Here is a 17195-nt window from a genome sequence, read left to right as displayed (position 1 = left end):
TCCGTTCTGCAATTCGCATCGGGGTCAGCGCGCTTTCGGCGCCGCTCGGGCGACACCGGCGCGGATCACGGTAAGGGCCCCGTCCGAGCGATCGTCGCGGCTCGCCACCTGCTTGGCGTCCGCGAGGCTGCGCAGCGCGAGCGAGAGCTGGCCCTGCCTCTGCGCGAGCGCGAGGAGTTCGGCCTGCGACGGGTTGAGCTCAAGGGTCGCGGTCTCACCCGTCACGACGCGCTCGCCCTGGCGCTCCTGGACGTTCTGGCCGATCGCCAGGACGCGGACATTGGACAGAAGCGTCTCGGCCACCTGAACGTCGCTGCCGCCTGCCTTCGACGCCTCCTCGTCCCGGTAGATCCGCAGCACGTCGACGCGGTCTCCGGGAAGGATGAAGCCGCCCGCCGAGGTTGCGCCGCGGGTGTCGATCGAGATGGCGAGCGCCCGCATGCCGGAAGGCAGGATCGCCGACATGAAGCCGGCGCCGTCGGCGCGGACGAGCTTCTCGCGCCGCATCGGTTCGCCGGCGACGAACGGCACGCGGACGAGCGACCCTTCCAGCTCGGCCGTGGCATTCGGCGCGGCGTCGCGCGTCAGCGCGCCCGTCGGGGCGAGATCGGCGGGCCAGGGCTGCCAGCGGATGTCGCCGGGCTTCAGCACCTGGCCGATCGGGAGATCGGCGGATGCGACCAGGACGTCGATCGACTTGGATGGTGCGGTCTCGGTCTGCACCACGACCTGCGCCGGCTCGCCGGATCGCATCATGATGACGGCGGCCAGACCAGCCGCCCCTAGAGCCGTGACGAGTACGATGAGGCGGGCGGGCTTCATGTCTTGACGTTCCGGACGCAACAATCGGTCGAAGCGAATATGGCGGGCGAGTCGTCAAAACATGGTTAATCGAACCTGTCGGAAAGGGCGGCGATTAACCCTTCGCTCACGCTGCCACGTCTTGGCGCGGAGGCGGAACAATTGGCCGGGATGCCGACGATCGAGAGCCGCGACTAGAAGTGCAAAGGCTCAGTGGCCGAGCGCAACGGCCCAGATCTGAGATTGCGGATAGACGGCGAGCGCGGCGGCCGCCAGCGCGATGCCGTAGGGAACGCCGGAGCGCCGGTCGTGCATGCGCGACAGCCAGGTCCAGCCGAGCGCGAAACGCGGCAGGGGAAAGTGTCGCAGAACCAGAATGGCGAGGGTCAGCCCGCCGCCGCAGAGCGCCGCAATGAAGAGATATTCGAGGAGCGACTCGAAGCCGAGCCAGAGTGCGGTAGCCGCCGCGAGCTTCGCGTCGCCGCCGCCGATCCAGCCGAGCGCGAACATCGCGAAGGTCACCGCGAGGACAAACGCGCCGGCGAGGACGTGAAGGAGAATGGCCTGTGCGGTCAGCCCGCCTATGCAGGCGAGCGCGACGAATCCCGCGACCAGCGCCAAGGAGAGCCGGTTCGGGATCGTCATCGTGAGGAGATCGCTCGCGGCCGCATAGGCCATGAGGATCGGGAAGACCACGAGGATCGCGATTTCAAGCGGGCCCAACATCCTGCCTCGGAGAACGCGGCCGAACGCCGACGGCTCCGGCGCGTGCCGGAGCCCGTGCGAAGGGCAGCGACCGGCTTACCGGGTGGCCAGGTTGGTGCCGATGCTCGTGAACGCCGTGTTGAGGTTGGTACCGATCGTCTTCAGCGCGCTGATGATGACGACGGCGATGAGCGCGGCGATCAGCCCGTACTCGATCGCGGTGGCGCCCGACTCGTCATCGACGAAGCGGCTCATCAAAGTGGTCATAGCGAAGCTCCTGTCCTGGTCGCCCTTCACGTCCGAAGGCCCTCTGGTCCAGGTCCACTCGGAACTGCCGCGACCTTATAAGCGCCGCGTTTCGACAGGGTTAACTTAACCGGCGGATCGGAGCGGGTCCCGCGCAAACCCGAACATGGTTAACAGGAGATGCTTACGGCCGCGAGCGATCTTACCGGCGCTGCACCATCTATTCATATCCAGGCCGGCAAAACTACTTACAGACAAGCGGATGAATACGTTCCCGAATATGGAAGCAAGCCCGAGACGTCGGTGTCAATCCGGAAGGTCCGCGCAACCCAATCTTCACCATTCCGGGCGTAAGCTCGCGGCCGCGATCTTGAACAGGCTCTCCAGGATGAGAACGAGCAAGTGGCTGCTGTACGGCGTCGGAGGAGTTGCGCTCGCCTTCTCCCTGCCGGCACCAGGATCGATCGCTCGGGAGGGCGTGCGCACAATCCCGCTTGCAGCCGTAGCGCCCGCCGACAATCGGAACATTGCCGACACGCGGCCCGCCGCCATCGAGCCTGGTAGGAGCACAGCCCAGCCAAACCGCGGCGAGCTGACCGTGGCCGTGGACCGCGCCAAGGTCATCAAGCTCCCCGAGAAGACGCAGACCGTGATCATCGGCAATCCTGCGGTCGCGGACATCTCCATCCAGAAGAACGGCGTGGTCGTGCTGACCGGCAAGAGCTTCGGCGTGACGAACTTCATCGCGCTCGACTCCTCCGGGGGGATGATCGGCGAATCCATGGTGAGCGTGACAGCGCCGACCGATGCCACGCTCACCGTCCAGCGCGGACTGGAGCGGCAGACCTATTCCTGCACGCCGGTCTGCCAGCCCTCCGTCGCGCTCGGCGACGCGGGCGGCTATTTCGCCGAGACCAAGGGGCAGGTCGACCAGCACTCGGCTTTCGTCGGCTCCAGGTAGAGCAAGGGCGAGGCGGACACGACCAGACCGCTCCCCGGCTCGACGATCCCCTCAACCATCCCGCAATCATTCTTCGCTAGACCGGGCTGTGGGGCGCCTCTCCGGCCGCCCCGTGGAGATGCCACCCCATGTCGCTGAGCCTCGCCTGGCGCGGCCGGGATGCCGGGCGGCCCCGACGGCCGCGCCTCCTCGTCCGCTTCACGCGCTCGGAATCCGGCGCCCTTGCGGTCGAGTTCGGGCTGATCGCGCCCTTCTTCTTCGGCCTGCTCTTCGGGATCCTCGAGGTCGCGCTGACCTTCTGGTCGACCCAGGTGCTCGAGACCGCCGTCGCGAACGCTGCACGGCAGATCTACACCGGGAGCTTCCAGCAAGGCGCCGTCAGCATGAGCCAGACCGACGCGCTCGCGAAGTTCAAGGATCTCGTCTGCGCCAATGTTACTGCGGTGTTCAACTGCAAGAGCCTCGTCCGGGTCGATGTGCAGAAATTCACGAGCTACTCGGCGACCACGATCACGGTGCCCGTGAAGAACGGCGCCTTCGACACGTCCGGCTTCGGCTACAACCCGCCCGGGCCGAACGAGATCTGCGTCGTGCGGGCTGCGATGGAGTACCCCGTCTACGTCAACATCTTCGGGTACAAGACGGGGCTGGCGAACGGCAACCGGCTCATCATGGCCTCCTCGACGTTCCGGACGGAGCCGTATCAATGAGCCTCCCGGCTCTCCCGGTGCGGCTCGCGCCTGCGCGTCTCAGGCGCGCCGCCGGTCCGCTCGCGGCGCGTCTGGCGGCCCTCCACTCCTCCGTTGCGGGCGTTGCGGCGGTCGAGTTCGCGCTTGTCCTGCCCGTGATGGTGACGATGCTGCTCGGCATGAGCGAGGTCACGCTCGCGGTGAATGTCGACCGCAAGCTCACGCTGCTGTCGCGCAGCCTCGCGGACCTCTCCTCCCGGGTTCAGACGATCACGACGTCCGAGCTCGACGACATCTTCAAGGCGTCCTCGATCGTGCTTCAGCCCTTCAGTGTCCCGGGCCTGCGCATGGTCGTGAGCCAGATGTATGTCGAGCAGGTCTCCGGCACCGTATACCGGCAGTCCGTGAACTGGAGCTGCGCCCGCGGGACCGGGGCGACCGCCAAGCCGCTGAACGTCTATGAATCGACGGTGCCGAGCGGGTTCCAGACCGACAAGAGCTACTACATGCTCATCGACGTCGCCCTGCCCTATACGCCGATGTTCGGCAAGGCGATCACGGGCACGATCACGCTCGCCGAGTCGACCCCCTGGCCGATCCGCAACAACACGAAGGTCACGCTGTCGGGCGGCTGCCCGAGTTCTACCTGAGCGCGCCGGCGCTGGCCCGGTGCGGCAAGCCGGTCAGAGCGTCTGGTTGTAGGCGCCGACCTCGGGATTTTCGCGCAGGATCTTGTCGACAGCGGCGAACATCTCGCGCAGCCGCGCCTCGGAGACCGGGCTCTCGACCACGACGACGAGCTCGGGCTTGTTCGAGGAGGCACGGACAAGGCCCCAGGTGCCGTCCTCGGCGACGACGCGCACGCCGTTGACCGTGACGAGGTCGCGGATGGGCTGGCCCGCAACCGTCTCGCCCTTCTGCTTCATCTCCTCGAAGCGTCTCACGACGCGCGCGGCGACATCGTATTTCACCTCGTCCGCGCAATGGGGGGACATGGTCGGCGAGCCCCAGGTCTTCGGGAGCTCCGCATAGAGCTGCGACATGGTCTTGCCGGGGTTGCGGTCCAGCATGTCGATGATCGCGATCCCCGTCACGAGCCCATCGTCGTAGCCCCGCCCGACGGGGGCGTTGAAGAAGAAGTGGCCCGATTTCTCGAACCCTGCGAGAGCGTTCAGCTCCTTCACGCGGCGCTTGATGTAGGAATGGCCCGTCTTCCAGTAATCCGTCTTGGCGCCGAGCTCCTTCAGCACCGGATCGGTCATGAAGAGGCCAGTCGACTTCACGTCGACGACGAATTGCGACGGCCCGTATACGCGCGCGAGGTCGCGCGCCAGCATGGCGCCGATCTTGTCGGCGAATATCTCGTCGCCGTTCTCGTCCACGACGCCGCAACGGTCCCCGTCGCCGTCGAAACCGAGCCCGACATCCGCCCCGTGCTCCTTCACGGCCGCGGCCATGGCATGGAGCATCTCCATGTCCTCGGGGTTCGGATTGTAGTTCGGAAACGTGAAATCGAGCTTCGCGTCCAGCGGCACGACCTCGCATCCGATCGCCTCGAGGATGCGCGGCGCGAAGGCGCCGGCCGTGCCGTTGCCACAGGCCGCCACTACCTTGAGCTTACGCTTGATCTTGGGGCGAGAGGTCAGATCCTGGATGTAGCGTTCCGGAAAATTCTCGACGAAGTGGTAGGAGCCGCCACCCGCGAGGTCGAAATCGGCGCCGAGAACGATGTCGCGGAGCTGGCCCATCTCGTCGGGCCCGAAGGTCACCGGACGCTGGGCGCCCATCTTCACGCCCGTCCAGCCATTGTCGTTGTGTGACGCCGTGACCATCGCGACCGCCGGGACATCCAGGGCGAATTGCGCGAAATAGGCCATCGGGGACATGGCGAGCCCGATGTCATGCACCTTGCATCCGGCCGCCATCAGCCCTGTCACGAGGGCGTACTTGATCGCCGACGAATAGCTGCGGAAATCATGGCCCGTCACGACCTCGCGTGCCACCCCCATGCGGCCGATCAGGGTGCCGAGCCCCATGCCGAGGGCCTGCACGCCCATCAGGTTCAGCTCGGGAGCCTTGTCCGAGCCGGGGTGGCCGAACCACCAGCGAGCGTCGTATTCGCGAAATCCCGTTGGCTTCACAAGCGGGAACGACTCGAATTCGTAGGTGTTCGGCGACAGTGACGGACGGGGCTTCGGATACATCTGGCGACGGAGGCTCCGGACAGGCAGGCGGCCATAGCCGATCGGTTGGCAAAAGGAAAACGGCGGTCCGGGTTCCCGCCTTCGGTGCAAGCCTGCGTCCGGGAGCGGAATGGGCCGGCCTCGTCGCCGCGTCCTTCGGGCTATCGTGGCTGTTCGAGGCGGCGCGGCTGCCCGCGGCCATGCTGCTCGGCCCGATGGTCGCGGGAATCGCATTCGGGGCGGCGGGCGCACGTATTCGGATGCCGCGACCGGCCTTCACGGCGGCGCAGAGCATCGTGGGGTGCCTCATCGCCCACTCGATCACGGGCGCCATCGTCGCCTCGGTCGTGCGCGACTGGCCCGCCATGCTGCTCGTCGTGACCACGACCATTTTCTTCGGCGGAGTCGTCGGCTGGCTGCTCGGCCGGTTCGGCACGCTGCCGGGCGCGGTCGCGGCCTGGGGATCATCGCCGGGCGGCGCCTCGGCCATGGTCGCGATGGCCGATGCCGCCGGCGCCGACCCGCGCCTCGTCGCCATCATGCAATACGTCCGGGTGGTCTGCGTGGTTGCGGTCGCTTCCGTCGTCGCCCGGCTGATGCTGCCGGCCGCCCCCGCTTCGGGCATGCAGGCCGCGGCCTATCCGTCGGGCCTCCTCGACGATGCGGGCCAGGTCGCGGCGACGCTCGCGGTCGCGGTCGCCGGCGCCGCTCTCGGCCGGTGGCTGCGCCTGCCCGCCGGCGCGATCCTCGGGCCCATGATGCTCGGTGCGGTGCTTCATGCGACCGGGCTCGTCGAGATGACGATTCCGGCCCCGCTCCTCACCCTGGCCTATGCGGCGATCGGCTGGTTCGTGGGCCTGCGCTTCACCAAGGCGACGCTTGCGGTCGCCTGGCGCGCCCTGCCCGAAATCATCGGGGGCTCGCTCGTGCTGATCGCGCTCGGCGCCGTCTCCGCCTGGCTGCTCATCCAGGTCCGGCACACCGATCCCCTTACCGCCTTCCTGGCCACGACGCCCGGCGGCATCGACTCGGTCGCGATCATCGCGATCGGATCCGACGTGGATGTCGGCTTCGTGATGGCGCTTCAGGCGATCCGCGTGCTGCTCGTCGTCCTGACCGGCGCGCCGCTCGCACGCCTCATCATACGAGCCACCGGCAAGCGGTGAGACCTATGGCCGCCCGCCAAGGACGAGCCTGGGCCGGATCTCCGGAAACTCGATCCCGTCATATATCTCCGCCAGGGAGAGCGTCACTTCGAGCGCCGGCAGGGACGGGCTCTCCTCCATGCCTCTGACGCGGCTCGCCTGCCACGAACCATCCGCGTCGCGCGACCACATCGCCACCTCGGCCTCGTTCGGCTCGACCAGCAGGATATGCGCGATGCTGGGGACGGCCTTGTACTCCTCCAGCCTCTGGAACGCGTCGTAATCCCGCGTGGAGGGAGAAGGCACCTCGGCGACGACGCGCGGCTCGGCAGCCTTGAACCCGCTCGGATCGAAGCGTCCGCAATCCACGCCGACGTCGGGCCGCCTGATCTGGCCGGAATAGGTGTCGACGCTGCCATCGCCCGTGAAAGGCCGGCAAGGTCCGCCCCTCCACGCTCCAGCGGCGGACCGGGTGCGACATCGGGTCTCCTCGCTCCAGTCTAGCCGAAAGGCGGGCGGGACGGAACGGCGCTTCGACGGCCGCGGCTTAAGCCGGCGCTAAGCGCCGTCCGGCACTGTCGCTCGCCGCGGAGCCGTCATGACACCTGCCGCATCGGAGCGCCGAGGCCGCCCCGGGGCCGACGATGGCCGATCGGGGGCGCTCGCGCTCGATGTCGTTATGCCGGCGCTCGCGCTGTTCAGCGCCGCGATGGTGGTCGTCACCGCGCCGCTGACCGGCATCGTTCGCGAACTCAGCCTGCCCGACACCGATGACGCCATGCGCCTTGTCCAGGTGCTGGACCTCATTCGCGGCCAGGATTGGTTCGACAAGGTCCAGCATCGCCTGATGCCGCCCGCCGGGACCGCGATGCACTGGTCGCGGCTAGTCGACGCGCCGATCGCGTTCGGGATCGTGGCGCTTCGGCCCATCCTGGGCGAGCGGCTTGCGGCCGGACTCGTCGCGGCAGGCTGGCCCGTCCTTCTGCTCGCCGCCTATCTCGTCGCGCTCTGGTGCGTCGCCCTGCGCTGGCATGGCCCGCGCGCCGCATGGCTCGCCGTGCTCGCGGCAAGCCAGATGACGACAATCGGCCTTTTCGCGCCGGGCCGGATCGATCATCACAACCTGCAGATCCTGGCGATCCTCGGCCTGATCGCCGCCGTGTGCGATCCGCCGGCCGGGCGGCGGGGCGCGGTGCTGCGCGGCTCGGCGGCGGGCATCCTGTCCGCGATGTCCTTGGCGATCGGGCTCGAGTCCCTCCCCTTCGTGGCGGCCGCCGGTGTCGCGGCCACGGCCACCTGGGCATTCGGTCAGCCGCGCGCAAAGGCGCGCCTTGCCGCGTTCGGGGCGTCGCTCGCTCTGGCAGCGCCGATCCTGTTCGCGGCCGAAACCGCCCGCGTGCAATGGCTCACGCTACGCTGCGACGCGCTCTCCCCGCCCTGGCTGCTGCTCGCGATCCTCGGAGGCGGCGGGGCGGCCGCCGCGGCGCTGGCCGGCGCCCGCTTCCGGCCGGGGCTGCCCCGGCTTCTCCTCGCCGCGTTCATGGGAGCCGGGGCGCTGACGCCCTTCCTGGCCCTCTATTCGGGCTGCGTCCTGAACCCGCTCGGCAGCCTCCCGGAGATCGTCCGGCACGACTGGCTCGGCATGGTGGCGGAAGCGCTGCAGCTGACGCGCGCCCTGGTATTCAGCCCCGAGATGGTGGTAGGCGGCATCCTGCCGCTCGCAGTCGGAGCCGCGGTGGCGCTGGTCCGCGCCCGGACCGCAACCTCCGACCAGACGGCATATCGCGAACTCGTGCTGGCGAGCATGCTCGCGCTCGGCGTTGCCATCGCGACGCTTCAGCTGCGCGGGATCTATGTCGCATCCGCGGCCCTACCGCTGGTCGCCGGCCCCGCGCTCGACCGGGCCTTGAACAGGCTGCTTCGTGGCGGCGAGCCCGCCCGGGCGGCGGTCTCCCTCGCGCTCGCGCTCGCCATGCTCGGCAAGGCGGCCGCGCTGCCGCTCACGGTTGCGCAGGCCGCCTTCGGCCGGCACCCGCCCGCCGTGGTCAGCCGCCACATATCCGATTGTGCCGAGGGGAAGCGGCTGGAGGAGCTGAACGGCTTCGCCCCAGGCACGCTGCTCGCGCCTGTCGACCTCGGGACGGGGATCCTGCTCTTCACGCCGCATGCGATCGTGGCGGCGCCCTATCACCGGGCAGCCGAGGGGATTGCCGCCTCCCTGTCGGCTTTCTCCGGCGCGGAGGAGGCCATGCTCGCCGCCGTGCGCTCGACCGGCGCCGATATCGTGGCGCTCTGCAGGTCCTGGACCGAGGGCAATCCGGGCAGCTTCGCCTACACCCTCGCCCGTGGTGCGGGCGTGCCATGGCTGGAGCCTATTCTCGCAGGGCCCGGCGACCTCATGGCGTGGCGCGTCGTCCGGCGCCCTTGAAGCGGAAACGGCCGGGCTCTCGCCCGGCCGCCGTCACAGGATCACAGGACCAGGCAATCACTCGGCAGCCTGGAGCTGCGTGCCTTCCTCGGGCTTGCCGTCCGTGTAGGTCGGGCCCTGGCGGTTCTTGCCCGGGGCGGGCTTGCCCGGCAGCGGCGGCAGCTTCAGCGCCTCCTGGAGGTCCAGGCCCGCACCCTCCGCGACACGGCGGCCGTAATCCTCGTCGCAATGCCAGAAGTGCCAGACCATGCGGAGCGCAAGCTCCTTCGGGCACTGCTTCAGGTCGCCCGAGATGTTGGAGATGAGGTCCTCACGCTCCCAATCCTCGAAGGTCCGGTAGCGTTCGCCGGCCTGCGTGTAGTCGTCCTGGACGCGGGTCGGCTGATAGCGGCCGAGATGTCCCTCGACGAACTGGTGGTAGTCCTTCTCGGGCTTCGGCGCCTCCTTGAGGCCGCGGCCGAGATAGCTCGGCTCGTAGTTCACGTGCTTCGACTCGCCGCCGCGATCCACGTAGTAGGTCATCTGCCCGTCGCGCTGGTTCGTACGCGCCTGGACCTCCGGATGCGGCGCGTTGATCGGCAGCTGCAGGTAGTTGGGGCCGACGCGGTAGCGCTGCGTGTCGGAGTAGCTGAGGGTCCGGCCCTGCAGCATCTTGTCGTCCGAGAAGTCGATCCCGTCGACCAGCACGCCCGTGCCGAAGGCCGACTGCTCCACCTCGGCGAAGAAGTTGTCCGGCACGCGGTCCAGCACCATGCGGCCGACCGGCAGCAGCGGGAACTGGTCCTCGGGCCAGCGCTTCGTGTCGTCGAGCGGATCGAAGGTCAGGTGATCGTTCGGGCCGTCCGGCATGATCTGGACGCAGAACTCCCACTCGGGGAAGTTGCCGGCCATGATGTTGTCATAGAGGTCGCGCGTGGCGTGGCCGACATCCTTCGCCTGGATCTCGGAGGCCTGTTTCGAGGTCAGGTTGCGCACGCCCTGCTTGGGCACCCAGTGGAACTTGCAGAGATGCGCGACGCCCTCGGCATTGACGAGCTTGTAGGTGTTGACGCCCGAGCCCTCCATCTCGCGGTAGTTCGCCGGGATGCCCCAGGGCGACTTCAGCCAGGTCACCATGTGCAGCGACTCGGGGTGGCAGGCGATGAAATCGTAGAAGCGCCAAGCCTCCTGCCGGTTGGTGACCGGATCGGGCTTGAAGGCGTGGATCATGTCCGGGAACTTGATGGCGTCGCGGATGAAGAAGATCTTCAGGTTGTTCCCGACGAGGTCCCAGTTGCCGTCGAGCGTCTTCAGCTTGACGGCGAAGCCGCGCGGGTCGCGCTCGGTTTCCGGGCTTTCCTTGGCGCCGGCAACGGTCGAGAAGCGCACGAAGACGGGGGTCTTGACCCCGACCTCGTTGAGGACGCGGGCGCGCGTGTATTTGGAAGCCGGCTCGTTGCCGATCTTGCCGTAGGCCTCGAACCAGCCATGAGCGCCGGCCCCGCGGGCATGGACGACGCGCTCCGGAATGCGCTCGCGGTCGAAATGGGTGATCTTCTCGATGAACTGGTAGTTCTCGAGCGTCGCCGGGCCGCGCTCGCCGACCGTGCGCATCGCCTGGTTGTCGCGGACGGGATGACCCTGGCGCGTGGTCAGGATCCTGTTGTCTTCGGCCATCTGGCGCCTCCTCTGGTTCGACGGGCCCGCAGGTCTGCAGCTTCGAGCTGGACCAATGTGCAGGAGCCTTATGGCGCGGCTGCGACGCCGGGACAAATGCAAGGTTTCTCCGGATTCGATAGGCTCCGCCTATGAATATCGCCGCCCTTTCGCTTCGCGATCTCGAATACGTCGTCGCCGTCAGCGAGGAGCGCCATTTCGGCCGCGCGGCCGAACGCTGCAATGTGAGCCAGCCTTCGCTCTCCGCCCAGATCCGCCGGCTGGAGGAGGCGCTCGGCCTGACGCTGTTCGAGCGCACCAGCCGCAAGGTGTTGCCGACGGCCCGGGGAGAGGCGGTGGCGCGGCAGGCGCGGGCGGTGCTCGCCGAGGCGCAGAAGCTGCTCGTGATCGCGCAGGAGGGGCGAGACGCCCTCTCGGGCCGGCTCGTGCTCGGGGCTATCCAGACGCTCGGGCCCTACCTCTTCCCCCGCGTCCTCAGGCAGATGCGGCAGCTTTTCCCCGACCTCGCCCTTACGCTCAGTGAGGGCCGCACGGCGGAGCTCCTCGAAGCGCTCCGGGAGGGGCGTCTCGACGCGGTCCTGCTCTCGCCGCCGATCGACGAGATGGGGCTTACGGTGACGCCGCTCTTCAGCGAGCCCTTTCTCCTGTCCTGCCCGGCGGACCACCCGCTCGCCCGCAGCCCGGAGCTGCGCGCCGATGCGCTGGGCGGTCCCGAACTGCTCCTTCTGGAGGAAGGGAACTGCCTGCGCGACCAGGCGCTCGCCGCCTGCGCTGCCGGCCCGCATGCCGGACGGCACGCGACGAGCCTCGAGACGCTGCGCTCGATGGTTGCGGCGGGAGCGGGCTACACCCTCATGCCGCGTCTCGCCGCGCCGGAAGGAACCGACAGAACGGGCCTTGTCGTCTCGCGCCCCTTCCCCGAGGGCGGGCCGGCACGGCCGATCGCGCTCGTCTGGCGCGCCACCGATCCGAGACGGGCGAGCCTGGAGCAATTCGCCGCCTTCTTCCGCGAAAACGCCCCGGAAGGAACGATCCCGCTCGCATCGCAGCCCGGGGAACAGGGGAGCTGATCGCTCAGGCGCAGGAGCGGCCGAGCGCCGCGAGCCCCTCGTCGAGGAGGTCGGCGAGGTTCGGGATGCCCAGAAGATAGTCGGCCGTGTCGCCCTGCTCGCGCTCGCGCGCCGTGCGAAGCGCCTCCGACCATTCCTCCGGCTCGAAATCGCCGCGGCCGATCCAGACGATGGCTACGAGGTCGTGCCGCTCGTCGTCGTTGAGCCCGGCGATGAACTCCCGGATCTCCTCCTCGCTCGGGTCCTCGCCGCCTTCGGTCAGAACGTCGGCCATCCCGTCGTCGACGGCGTTCGAGCCCGAGTCGGGATCCGTCTCGCCTTCCTTCACGTCGACCGCCCGCGCCCGCAGGATGAGCTCGCAAACCTTGTCCAACGCGATGTCCATCGACCTCTTCTCCCTGTGGCCGGACAAGAACCCGCTACCGGTGCGCCGGTTCATTCGGCCAACCGGTAGCGCGCGCTGCTCGAACCTGCACCCTGGCCGCATGAGCACCATCATCGCCGAATCGGTCGGCGGCGCAGCCGCGATCCTCACCACCTTCTGCTGGGTCCCGCAGGCGATCCGGACGATCCGGCTGCGGGATACCCGCGCGATCTCGCTCCCGGCGCAGCTCGCCTTCGGAACGGGCCTCGCGCTCTGGCTGACCTACGGTCTGATGATCGCGAGCTGGCCGCTCATCGCCGCGAATGCCGTGAGCCTCGCGCTCGTATCGGTCATCGTGGCCACAAAGCTGCGATACGGCTGAGGACAGGGCCCCGAGCCGGCGCAGCTCGCGGGCGCGCTTCGTCAGGGGCCCGCCCGGAACGCGTCTGGCCCGATCTCCCACAGCCGCAGCCTGCCGATCCGCGCCGCAAGGCGGAGCCCGGGCGAGGGCGCCTCGTCCTGGGCGAGGCGTTCGGCGAAGCTGCCCGGCTTGGCCCAATCCGCGCAGGCGAGGAGATAGCGCGGCCGGAACCGCCGAACCGCGCGCTCCACGTCCACCTGCGAGCCGCCGGCGACAGCGAGCCCCGCCACGATCCCCTCTCCCTGCCGATGGTACGGCGCCGCGATCACGGAGTGGCGGGTGAAGAGAAGGAGCGAGGGACCGAGATCGACCGGCGCCAGGACCAGCCCGGGCGGGGCGGCGTCGAGCTGGCGCAGCGTCTCCGGCTTTGCGCAATCGCCGACCCGCACCATCGGCACCGCGCCCGCGGAGGGCCGGCCGAGCAGCCCCTGCAGGAGGTCCGCCGTCGCGGTGGCCGTATGGGTGAGGAGCAGGGTCGCGGCGGCCAGCATCGCGATCGGCCCCGCTCCGATGCGGCCGTCGGTCCCGGGCCGCGTCACGGCCGAGATGGCGCGGTCGAAGGCCCACCCGCCGATAACCGGCACGAGGGCCGAGCCGACATAGAACCCGCGCAGCTGGAAGGCGGTGATCGCGAGGCCCGTGCCGGTGAACAGGGCCAGGATGAAGAAGGCCGGACGGAGGTGCGGCTCCGCCCGCCGGAGACCGACGAGCGCGGCCGCGAAGGCGGCGGCCATCGGCACCACGACCCCGAGGCCCGCGGCGGGGCTGAGCGCAAGGATATGCGCGAGGCTCGCGGCCTCGAGGACCTCGCCCAGCCAATCGGCGCGAGCCTCCTCCGGCAGGCCGACGAACGGCCCCGCGAGACAGTGCGGGAAGAGCCGCGCGAAGGCCAGGAGGAGTGCCGCGCCGATCGCAACCGCCAGGCCGAGCCGCGCCGCGGCGGAGGGCGAGCGCGCCGATGCCGCGACGGCCACCGCCCCGATCCCGCCGCCGCCGGCGAGCAGGAGCCAGGGCGGCGAGAGGGAATCGCATTCGGGTGAGGTCCAGAGCGCAGGCGACGTCTGCAGAGCGAAGAAGGCGCAGCTCCCCGCCGCGAGGGCCGCACCGAACGCGGCGAGATCCCGTCCCGGACCGCGCTCGGCAAGCGTATGCAGGACGAGCCCGACCCCGAGAGCGGCCACGAAGGGAAGCGTCTCGAGCCCCACCGCGAGGGAGAAGGCGGCGCCGAGCCCGGCCGCAGCGCCCTTCCGCCAGGAACGCTCTGGTCCGGCGAGCTGGAGCACGACGAAGGTCATCGTCAGCGCCTGGATATTGTGGTGATCGACGCGGCCGGGGGCGAAGAGGGCGGTCAGCGCGAGCTCGCAGGCGACGAAGATGGCGAAGCACGCCGCCCGGAAGCCGAATAGCCTCCCGGTGCCCCTGAAGATCAGGCCGAGATAGGCCAGGAACAGAAGCGGCGGCCAGAACGCCGCGACCAGCCCCTCGGCCCGCGTAGCGCCGAGAAACGGCGTCAGCGCGAGGATCGCCGCGGCGAGCGGGGCGTCGACGAGGCGCGACCAGTGCATGGCGACGCCGGCGGGCGGCAGGTAGCGGTGCTGGACGTTGTCGAACCAGCCCTGCCCGGCCAGCAGGTCCCGCACCGCGACGAGCCGCATCGCGTCGTCGCTGTCCGGCAGGAGCAGGCGGCGCGCGACCTCCATGATCCCGCTCTGCCCGCGCAGGAAGATCGCAAGGCCGAGGAGCGCGACCGCGACGAGGAGCCAGCGGCGCTCGAGAAGCGGGGTTGCGGCCCCGCTCGGCCGGGCCTCGATGACGGTCGATTGCATGGAGGGGCTCTGATCCCGCCGAGTATCACCGGTGGCGCTTACCCGCCGGTTGACGGGCGCCGGATGCATGGCATCGAAACCTCGCGTCAACCATTCCCCTTCACCTTGCGGCCGCTCAGGAGCCTCTGCGTGCCGCCCGTCCCCGAAGCGACCGAACCCCGCGGAGCGCCGCTCCCCGCCGCTCGGGAGGGCGCAACAGCCGCCTCCGCTCCTCTGCGCCGACCGCTGGCCGAGCACCCGCTGCCGCGCTTCCTCGCAGTCGGCGGGATCGGCTTCTCGGTCGACGCCTTCGTCTTCTCGCTCGCCGCGGCCGCAGGCGCGGCGGACTGGCTCGCCCGAGCGGTTTCGCTCGCCGTCGCGACGATCGTGACCTGGCGCCTCAACCGGCGCTTCACCTTCCGGCCGAGCGGCCGCCGCAGCGAGGCGGAGGCGATGCGCTATGCCGGGGTAGCGCTCTGCGCGCAGGCGCTGAATTACGGCCTCTTCCTCGCGCTGAGGGCGGTTGCGCCGGCCCTCTGGCCCGTCGCGGCCCTCGCCGCCAGCGCCGGATCGGCGGCCGGCTTCTCCTTCGCCGGACAGGCGCTCGTCACCTTCCGGCCGCGTGGCACAACCCCGATGGCGGCTCCGCCGGCCGGAGCCGGACGATGAGCGGCCACGCCGATACGATCGTCATCGGGGCGGGCCCGGCCGGGCTCACGGCCGCCTATACGCTCGCGAAATCCGGCTTCGAGGTTCTGGTCCTCGAAGCCGATCCGAGGCAGGTCGGCGGGATCAGCCGCACCGTCGAGCATAACGGCTTCCTGTTCGACATCGGCGGCCACCGCTTCTTCTCGAAGCAGAAGGAGGTGGTCGACCTCTGGAACGAGATCCTGCCCGACGACTTCATCGAGCGTCCGCGGCTCTCGCGCATCTACTACAAGGGCAGGTTCTACGCCTATCCGCTGCGGGCGCTGGAGGCCCTGCGCAATCTCGGCGTCCTCGAATCCGCCGCCTGCGTCCTCTCCTATGCGGCCGCGAGGCTGCGGCCCGTCCGGAACCCGAAGACCTTCCACGAATGGGTGCGCAACCAGTTCGGAGAGCGCCTCTTCTCCATCTTCTTCAAGACCTATACCGAGAAGGTCTGGGGGATGGATTGCGACGAGATCTCGGCCGATTGGGCGTCCCAGCGCATCAAGGGCCTCGACCTGCGCACCGCCATCCTCGACGGCATGAAGCGGTCGCTCGGGCTCGGCAAGGGACGCGCGAAGGACGGCGAGGTCGTCAAGACGCTCATCGAATCCTTCCGATATCCGCGCCGCGGGCCCGGCATGATGTGGGAGGCGGCGGCCGCGAAGATCCGCGCCTTCGGCGGCCATATCCTCATGGACCGCAAGGTCGACGGCCTCTCCTACGACGCCAAGCGCGGCATCTGGACCGTCACGGCCATCCGCTCGAACGGCACGCGCGAGACCTTCACGGCGCGGAACGTGGTCTCGTCGGCCCCCCTGCGCGAACTCGCCGAGGCGCTCACCCCGAGGCCGATCAGCTTCTTCCAGGCGCGTTTGCTGAAGTACCGCGACTTCCTCACGGTCGCGCTGATCGCGAGGTCCGACCGGAGCTTCCCGGACAACTGGGTCTACATCCACGATCCTTCCGTCCTGGTCGGGCGCGTGCAGAACTTCCGCTCCTGGTCGCCCGAGATGGTGCCGGACGAGCGCTACACCTGTCTCGGGCTCGAGTATTTCTGCTTCGAGGGCGACGGGCTCTGGACCATGCCGGACGAGGAGCTCGTCGCGCTCGCGGCGCACGAGATCGGCCGCATCGGCCTGATCGACCCGGCCGACATCGTCGACGCCGCCGTCGTGCGGCAGCCGAAGGCCTACCCGGTCTACGATGATTCCTACCGGGCGCATGTGGACGCGATCCGGCTCGACTTCGATCTGAACTACCCGACCCTGCACCCCGTCGGCCGCAACGGCATGCACAAGTACAACAACCAGGACCACGCCATGATGACCGGGATGCTCGCCGCCCGAAACATCATGGCCGGCGAGCGCCTCTACGACACGTGGAGCGTGAACGAGGACGCCGAATACGCCGAAGCGGGGGCCGAGGGCGCCCAGAACTCGATCTCAGGCCTGCGGCTCGTGCCGCGGAAGGTCGCGTAAACCGATCCCTCGGACGGGCGCGCCGGACCTGGTCGGGAAAGTCCCTTTAACCCATGTCGTGCTTGACTGAGGGCGGTACGAACCTGGAACAGACATGCTCGCAGCAACGAAGTCGGGGGCGGCCAAGCGCGAGGAGCTGATCGCGTTCCGGATCGCCGACCAGGAGTTCTGCATCGACATCATGTCGGTGCGCGAGATCCGGGGCTGGACGCAGACCACGCCCCTTCCGCAATCGCCGCATTACCTGCGCGGCGTGATCAACCTGCGCGGGACGACGCTGCCGGTGGTGGACCTCGCCGCCCGGCTCGGGCTGCCGGTCTCCGAACCGAGCGCCCGCCATGCCATCATCGTGGCCCAGATCGGCGACCAGACGCTCGGCTTCCTGGTCGATGCCGTCCTCGACATCATGACGATGAGCGAGGACGAGCTCCACCCCGCGCCCGAGGTCGCCTACGACCCGTCCAAGACCTTCGTGCGCGGTCTGCTCACCGTGGACGACCGGGTTCTCGTCCTCGTGACGCTCGACCAGTCGCTGCTGCACTGAGCGGCAGCG

17 protein-coding genes and 1 pseudogene are annotated in these 17195 nt (G+C 69.1%); 10 read left to right on the top strand and 8 right to left on the bottom strand.

Features of this window, described 5'->3' with window-relative positions:
- Window positions 1-24: 24 nt before the first annotated feature.
- The 3 genes from cpaB to HJG44_RS21465 all read right to left on the bottom strand — a co-directional run bounded on the left by cpaB (window position 25) and on the right by HJG44_RS21465 (window position 1773).
- Entirely contained in the window at window positions 25-822 is a 798-nt protein-coding gene (gene cpaB / locus HJG44_RS21475) for a Flp pilus assembly protein CpaB (RefSeq protein WP_171220456.1), read from the bottom strand.
- Between the two features lie 189 nt (window positions 823-1011).
- Window positions 1012-1527: an A24 family peptidase gene (locus HJG44_RS21470; RefSeq protein WP_171220455.1), complete on the bottom strand. Its 516-nt coding sequence runs from the start codon at window positions 1525-1527 to the stop codon at window positions 1012-1014.
- Window positions 1528-1602: 75 nt separating this feature from the next.
- A complete protein-coding gene (locus HJG44_RS21465) occupies window positions 1603-1773 on the bottom strand; it encodes a Flp family type IVb pilin (protein WP_171220454.1) in 171 nt (56 codons plus the stop codon).
- A gap of 367 nt (window positions 1774-2140) precedes the next feature.
- Between HJG44_RS21465 and HJG44_RS21460 the strand changes: the two genes are divergently transcribed.
- The 3 genes from HJG44_RS21460 to HJG44_RS21450 all read left to right on the top strand — a co-directional run bounded on the left by HJG44_RS21460 (window position 2141) and on the right by HJG44_RS21450 (window position 4052).
- Window positions 2141-2713, top strand: a complete 573-nt coding sequence (locus HJG44_RS21460) for a pilus assembly protein N-terminal domain-containing protein (protein ID WP_171220453.1) — start codon at window positions 2141-2143, stop codon at window positions 2711-2713.
- Between the two features lie 128 nt (window positions 2714-2841).
- Window positions 2842-3423, top strand: a complete 582-nt coding sequence (locus HJG44_RS21455; protein WP_171220452.1) for a TadE/TadG family type IV pilus assembly protein — start codon at window positions 2842-2844, stop codon at window positions 3421-3423.
- A complete protein-coding gene (locus tag HJG44_RS21450) occupies window positions 3420-4052 on the top strand; it encodes a TadE/TadG family type IV pilus assembly protein (protein WP_171220451.1) in 633 nt (210 codons plus the stop codon). Before HJG44_RS21455 ends, HJG44_RS21450 begins: the two co-directional genes overlap by 4 nt.
- Window positions 4053-4085: 33 nt before the next feature.
- Here HJG44_RS21450 and HJG44_RS21445 read toward each other — a convergent pair whose 3' ends face one another.
- Window positions 4086-5606, bottom strand: a complete 1521-nt coding sequence (locus HJG44_RS21445) for a phosphomannomutase/phosphoglucomutase (RefSeq protein WP_171220450.1) — start codon at window positions 5604-5606, stop codon at window positions 4086-4088.
- Between the two features lie 92 nt (window positions 5607-5698).
- Between HJG44_RS21445 and HJG44_RS21440 the strand changes: the two genes are divergently transcribed.
- Window positions 5699-6751: an AbrB family transcriptional regulator gene (locus HJG44_RS21440; RefSeq protein ID WP_171220733.1), complete on the top strand. Its 1053-nt coding sequence runs from the start codon at window positions 5699-5701 to the stop codon at window positions 6749-6751.
- Between the two features lie 3 nt (window positions 6752-6754).
- Here HJG44_RS21440 and HJG44_RS21435 read toward each other — a convergent pair.
- Window positions 6755-7162: pseudogene (locus HJG44_RS21435) on the bottom strand (Uma2 family endonuclease); the annotation flags it as partial.
- Window positions 7163-7328: 166 nt separating this feature from the next.
- On the opposite strand from HJG44_RS21435, the gene HJG44_RS21430 reads away from it, so the two are divergent.
- Entirely contained in the window at window positions 7329-9158 is a 1830-nt protein-coding gene (locus HJG44_RS21430) for a hypothetical protein (RefSeq protein ID WP_210261276.1), read from the top strand.
- A 57-nt stretch (window positions 9159-9215) separates the two neighbouring features.
- Here the strand turns inward: HJG44_RS21430 and HJG44_RS21425 are convergent, their stop codons facing one another.
- The gene (locus HJG44_RS21425; protein WP_171220448.1) at window positions 9216-10814 is read right to left on the bottom strand and encodes a catalase; all 1599 of its coding nucleotides are present in this window, start codon (window positions 10812-10814) and stop codon (window positions 9216-9218) included.
- Between the two features lie 131 nt (window positions 10815-10945).
- Here HJG44_RS21425 and HJG44_RS21420 point away from each other — a divergent pair, with 131 nt between their 5' ends.
- Window positions 10946-11884 carry a LysR substrate-binding domain-containing protein gene (locus HJG44_RS21420; protein ID WP_171220447.1) on the top strand — a complete coding sequence of 313 codons (939 nt, stop codon included), beginning with the start codon at window positions 10946-10948 and terminating at the stop codon, window positions 11882-11884.
- A 4-nt stretch (window positions 11885-11888) separates the two neighbouring features.
- Here HJG44_RS21420 and HJG44_RS21415 read toward each other — a convergent pair whose 3' ends face one another.
- Window positions 11889-12269, bottom strand: a complete 381-nt coding sequence (locus HJG44_RS21415; protein WP_171220446.1) for a DUF3775 domain-containing protein — start codon at window positions 12267-12269, stop codon at window positions 11889-11891.
- A gap of 100 nt (window positions 12270-12369) precedes the next feature.
- Here HJG44_RS21415 and HJG44_RS21410 point away from each other — a divergent pair, with 100 nt between their 5' ends.
- Complete coding sequence (locus HJG44_RS21410) at window positions 12370-12630, top strand: SemiSWEET transporter (protein ID WP_171220445.1); 261 nt, start codon at window positions 12370-12372, stop codon at window positions 12628-12630.
- Window positions 12631-12671: 41 nt separating this feature from the next.
- Here HJG44_RS21410 and HJG44_RS21405 read toward each other — a convergent pair whose 3' ends face one another.
- Window positions 12672-14495 carry a hypothetical protein gene (locus HJG44_RS21405; RefSeq protein WP_171220444.1) on the bottom strand — a complete coding sequence of 608 codons (1824 nt, stop codon included), beginning with the start codon at window positions 14493-14495 and terminating at the stop codon, window positions 12672-12674.
- 129 nt (window positions 14496-14624) lie between these two features.
- On the opposite strand from HJG44_RS21405, the gene HJG44_RS21400 reads away from it, so the two are divergent.
- From HJG44_RS21400 to HJG44_RS21390, 3 genes are all read left to right on the top strand, one after another.
- Window positions 14625-15143 (top strand): GtrA family protein, encoded by a 519-nt coding sequence (locus tag HJG44_RS21400; RefSeq protein ID WP_171220443.1) that lies wholly within the window; start codon window positions 14625-14627, stop codon window positions 15141-15143.
- Window positions 15140-16642: an NAD(P)/FAD-dependent oxidoreductase gene (locus HJG44_RS21395; protein WP_171220442.1), complete on the top strand. Its 1503-nt coding sequence runs from the start codon at window positions 15140-15142 to the stop codon at window positions 16640-16642. Before HJG44_RS21400 ends, HJG44_RS21395 begins: the two co-directional genes overlap by 4 nt.
- Before the next feature lie 94 nt (window positions 16643-16736).
- The gene (locus HJG44_RS21390) at window positions 16737-17186 is read left to right on the top strand and encodes a chemotaxis protein CheW (RefSeq protein WP_171220441.1); all 450 of its coding nucleotides are present in this window, start codon (window positions 16737-16739) and stop codon (window positions 17184-17186) included.
- Window positions 17187-17195: the final 9 nt, after the last annotated feature.

This window comes from Enterovirga aerilata (assembly GCF_013044135.1).
Taxonomy (GTDB): Bacteria; Pseudomonadota; Alphaproteobacteria; order Rhizobiales; family Beijerinckiaceae; genus Enterovirga; species Enterovirga aerilata.
Note: the sequence above shows the minus strand (reverse complement) of the source record. Positions and strands in the feature narration are given on the sequence as shown.

Excerpts from the sequence above, each read along its gene's own strand:
- cpaB (WP_171220456.1), bottom strand. The coding sequence starts at position 822 with ATGAAGCCCGCCCGCCTCATCGTACTCGTCACGGCTCTAGGGGCGGCT.
- HJG44_RS21470 (WP_171220455.1), bottom strand. The coding sequence starts at position 1,527 with ATGTTGGGCCCGCTTGAAATCGCGATCCTCGTGGTCTTCCCGATCCTC.
- HJG44_RS21465 (WP_171220454.1), bottom strand. The coding sequence starts at position 1,773 with ATGACCACTTTGATGAGCCGCTTCGTCGATGACGAGTCGGGCGCCACC.
- HJG44_RS21460 (WP_171220453.1), top strand. The coding sequence starts at position 2,141 with ATGAGAACGAGCAAGTGGCTGCTGTACGGCGTCGGAGGAGTTGCGCTC.
- HJG44_RS21455 (WP_171220452.1), top strand. The coding sequence starts at position 2,842 with ATGTCGCTGAGCCTCGCCTGGCGCGGCCGGGATGCCGGGCGGCCCCGA.
- HJG44_RS21450 (WP_171220451.1), top strand. The coding sequence starts at position 3,420 with ATGAGCCTCCCGGCTCTCCCGGTGCGGCTCGCGCCTGCGCGTCTCAGG.
- HJG44_RS21445 (WP_171220450.1), bottom strand. The coding sequence starts at position 5,606 with ATGTATCCGAAGCCCCGTCCGTCACTGTCGCCGAACACCTACGAATTC.
- HJG44_RS21430 (WP_210261276.1), top strand. The coding sequence starts at position 7,329 with ATGACACCTGCCGCATCGGAGCGCCGAGGCCGCCCCGGGGCCGACGAT.
- HJG44_RS21425 (WP_171220448.1), bottom strand. The coding sequence starts at position 10,814 with ATGGCCGAAGACAACAGGATCCTGACCACGCGCCAGGGTCATCCCGTC.
- HJG44_RS21420 (WP_171220447.1), top strand. The coding sequence starts at position 10,946 with ATGAATATCGCCGCCCTTTCGCTTCGCGATCTCGAATACGTCGTCGCC.
- HJG44_RS21415 (WP_171220446.1), bottom strand. The coding sequence starts at position 12,269 with ATGGACATCGCGTTGGACAAGGTTTGCGAGCTCATCCTGCGGGCGCGG.
- HJG44_RS21410 (WP_171220445.1), top strand. The coding sequence starts at position 12,370 with ATGAGCACCATCATCGCCGAATCGGTCGGCGGCGCAGCCGCGATCCTC.
- HJG44_RS21405 (WP_171220444.1), bottom strand. The coding sequence starts at position 14,495 with ATGCAATCGACCGTCATCGAGGCCCGGCCGAGCGGGGCCGCAACCCCG.
- HJG44_RS21395 (WP_171220442.1), top strand. The coding sequence starts at position 15,140 with ATGAGCGGCCACGCCGATACGATCGTCATCGGGGCGGGCCCGGCCGGG.
- HJG44_RS21390 (WP_171220441.1), top strand. The coding sequence starts at position 16,737 with ATGCTCGCAGCAACGAAGTCGGGGGCGGCCAAGCGCGAGGAGCTGATC.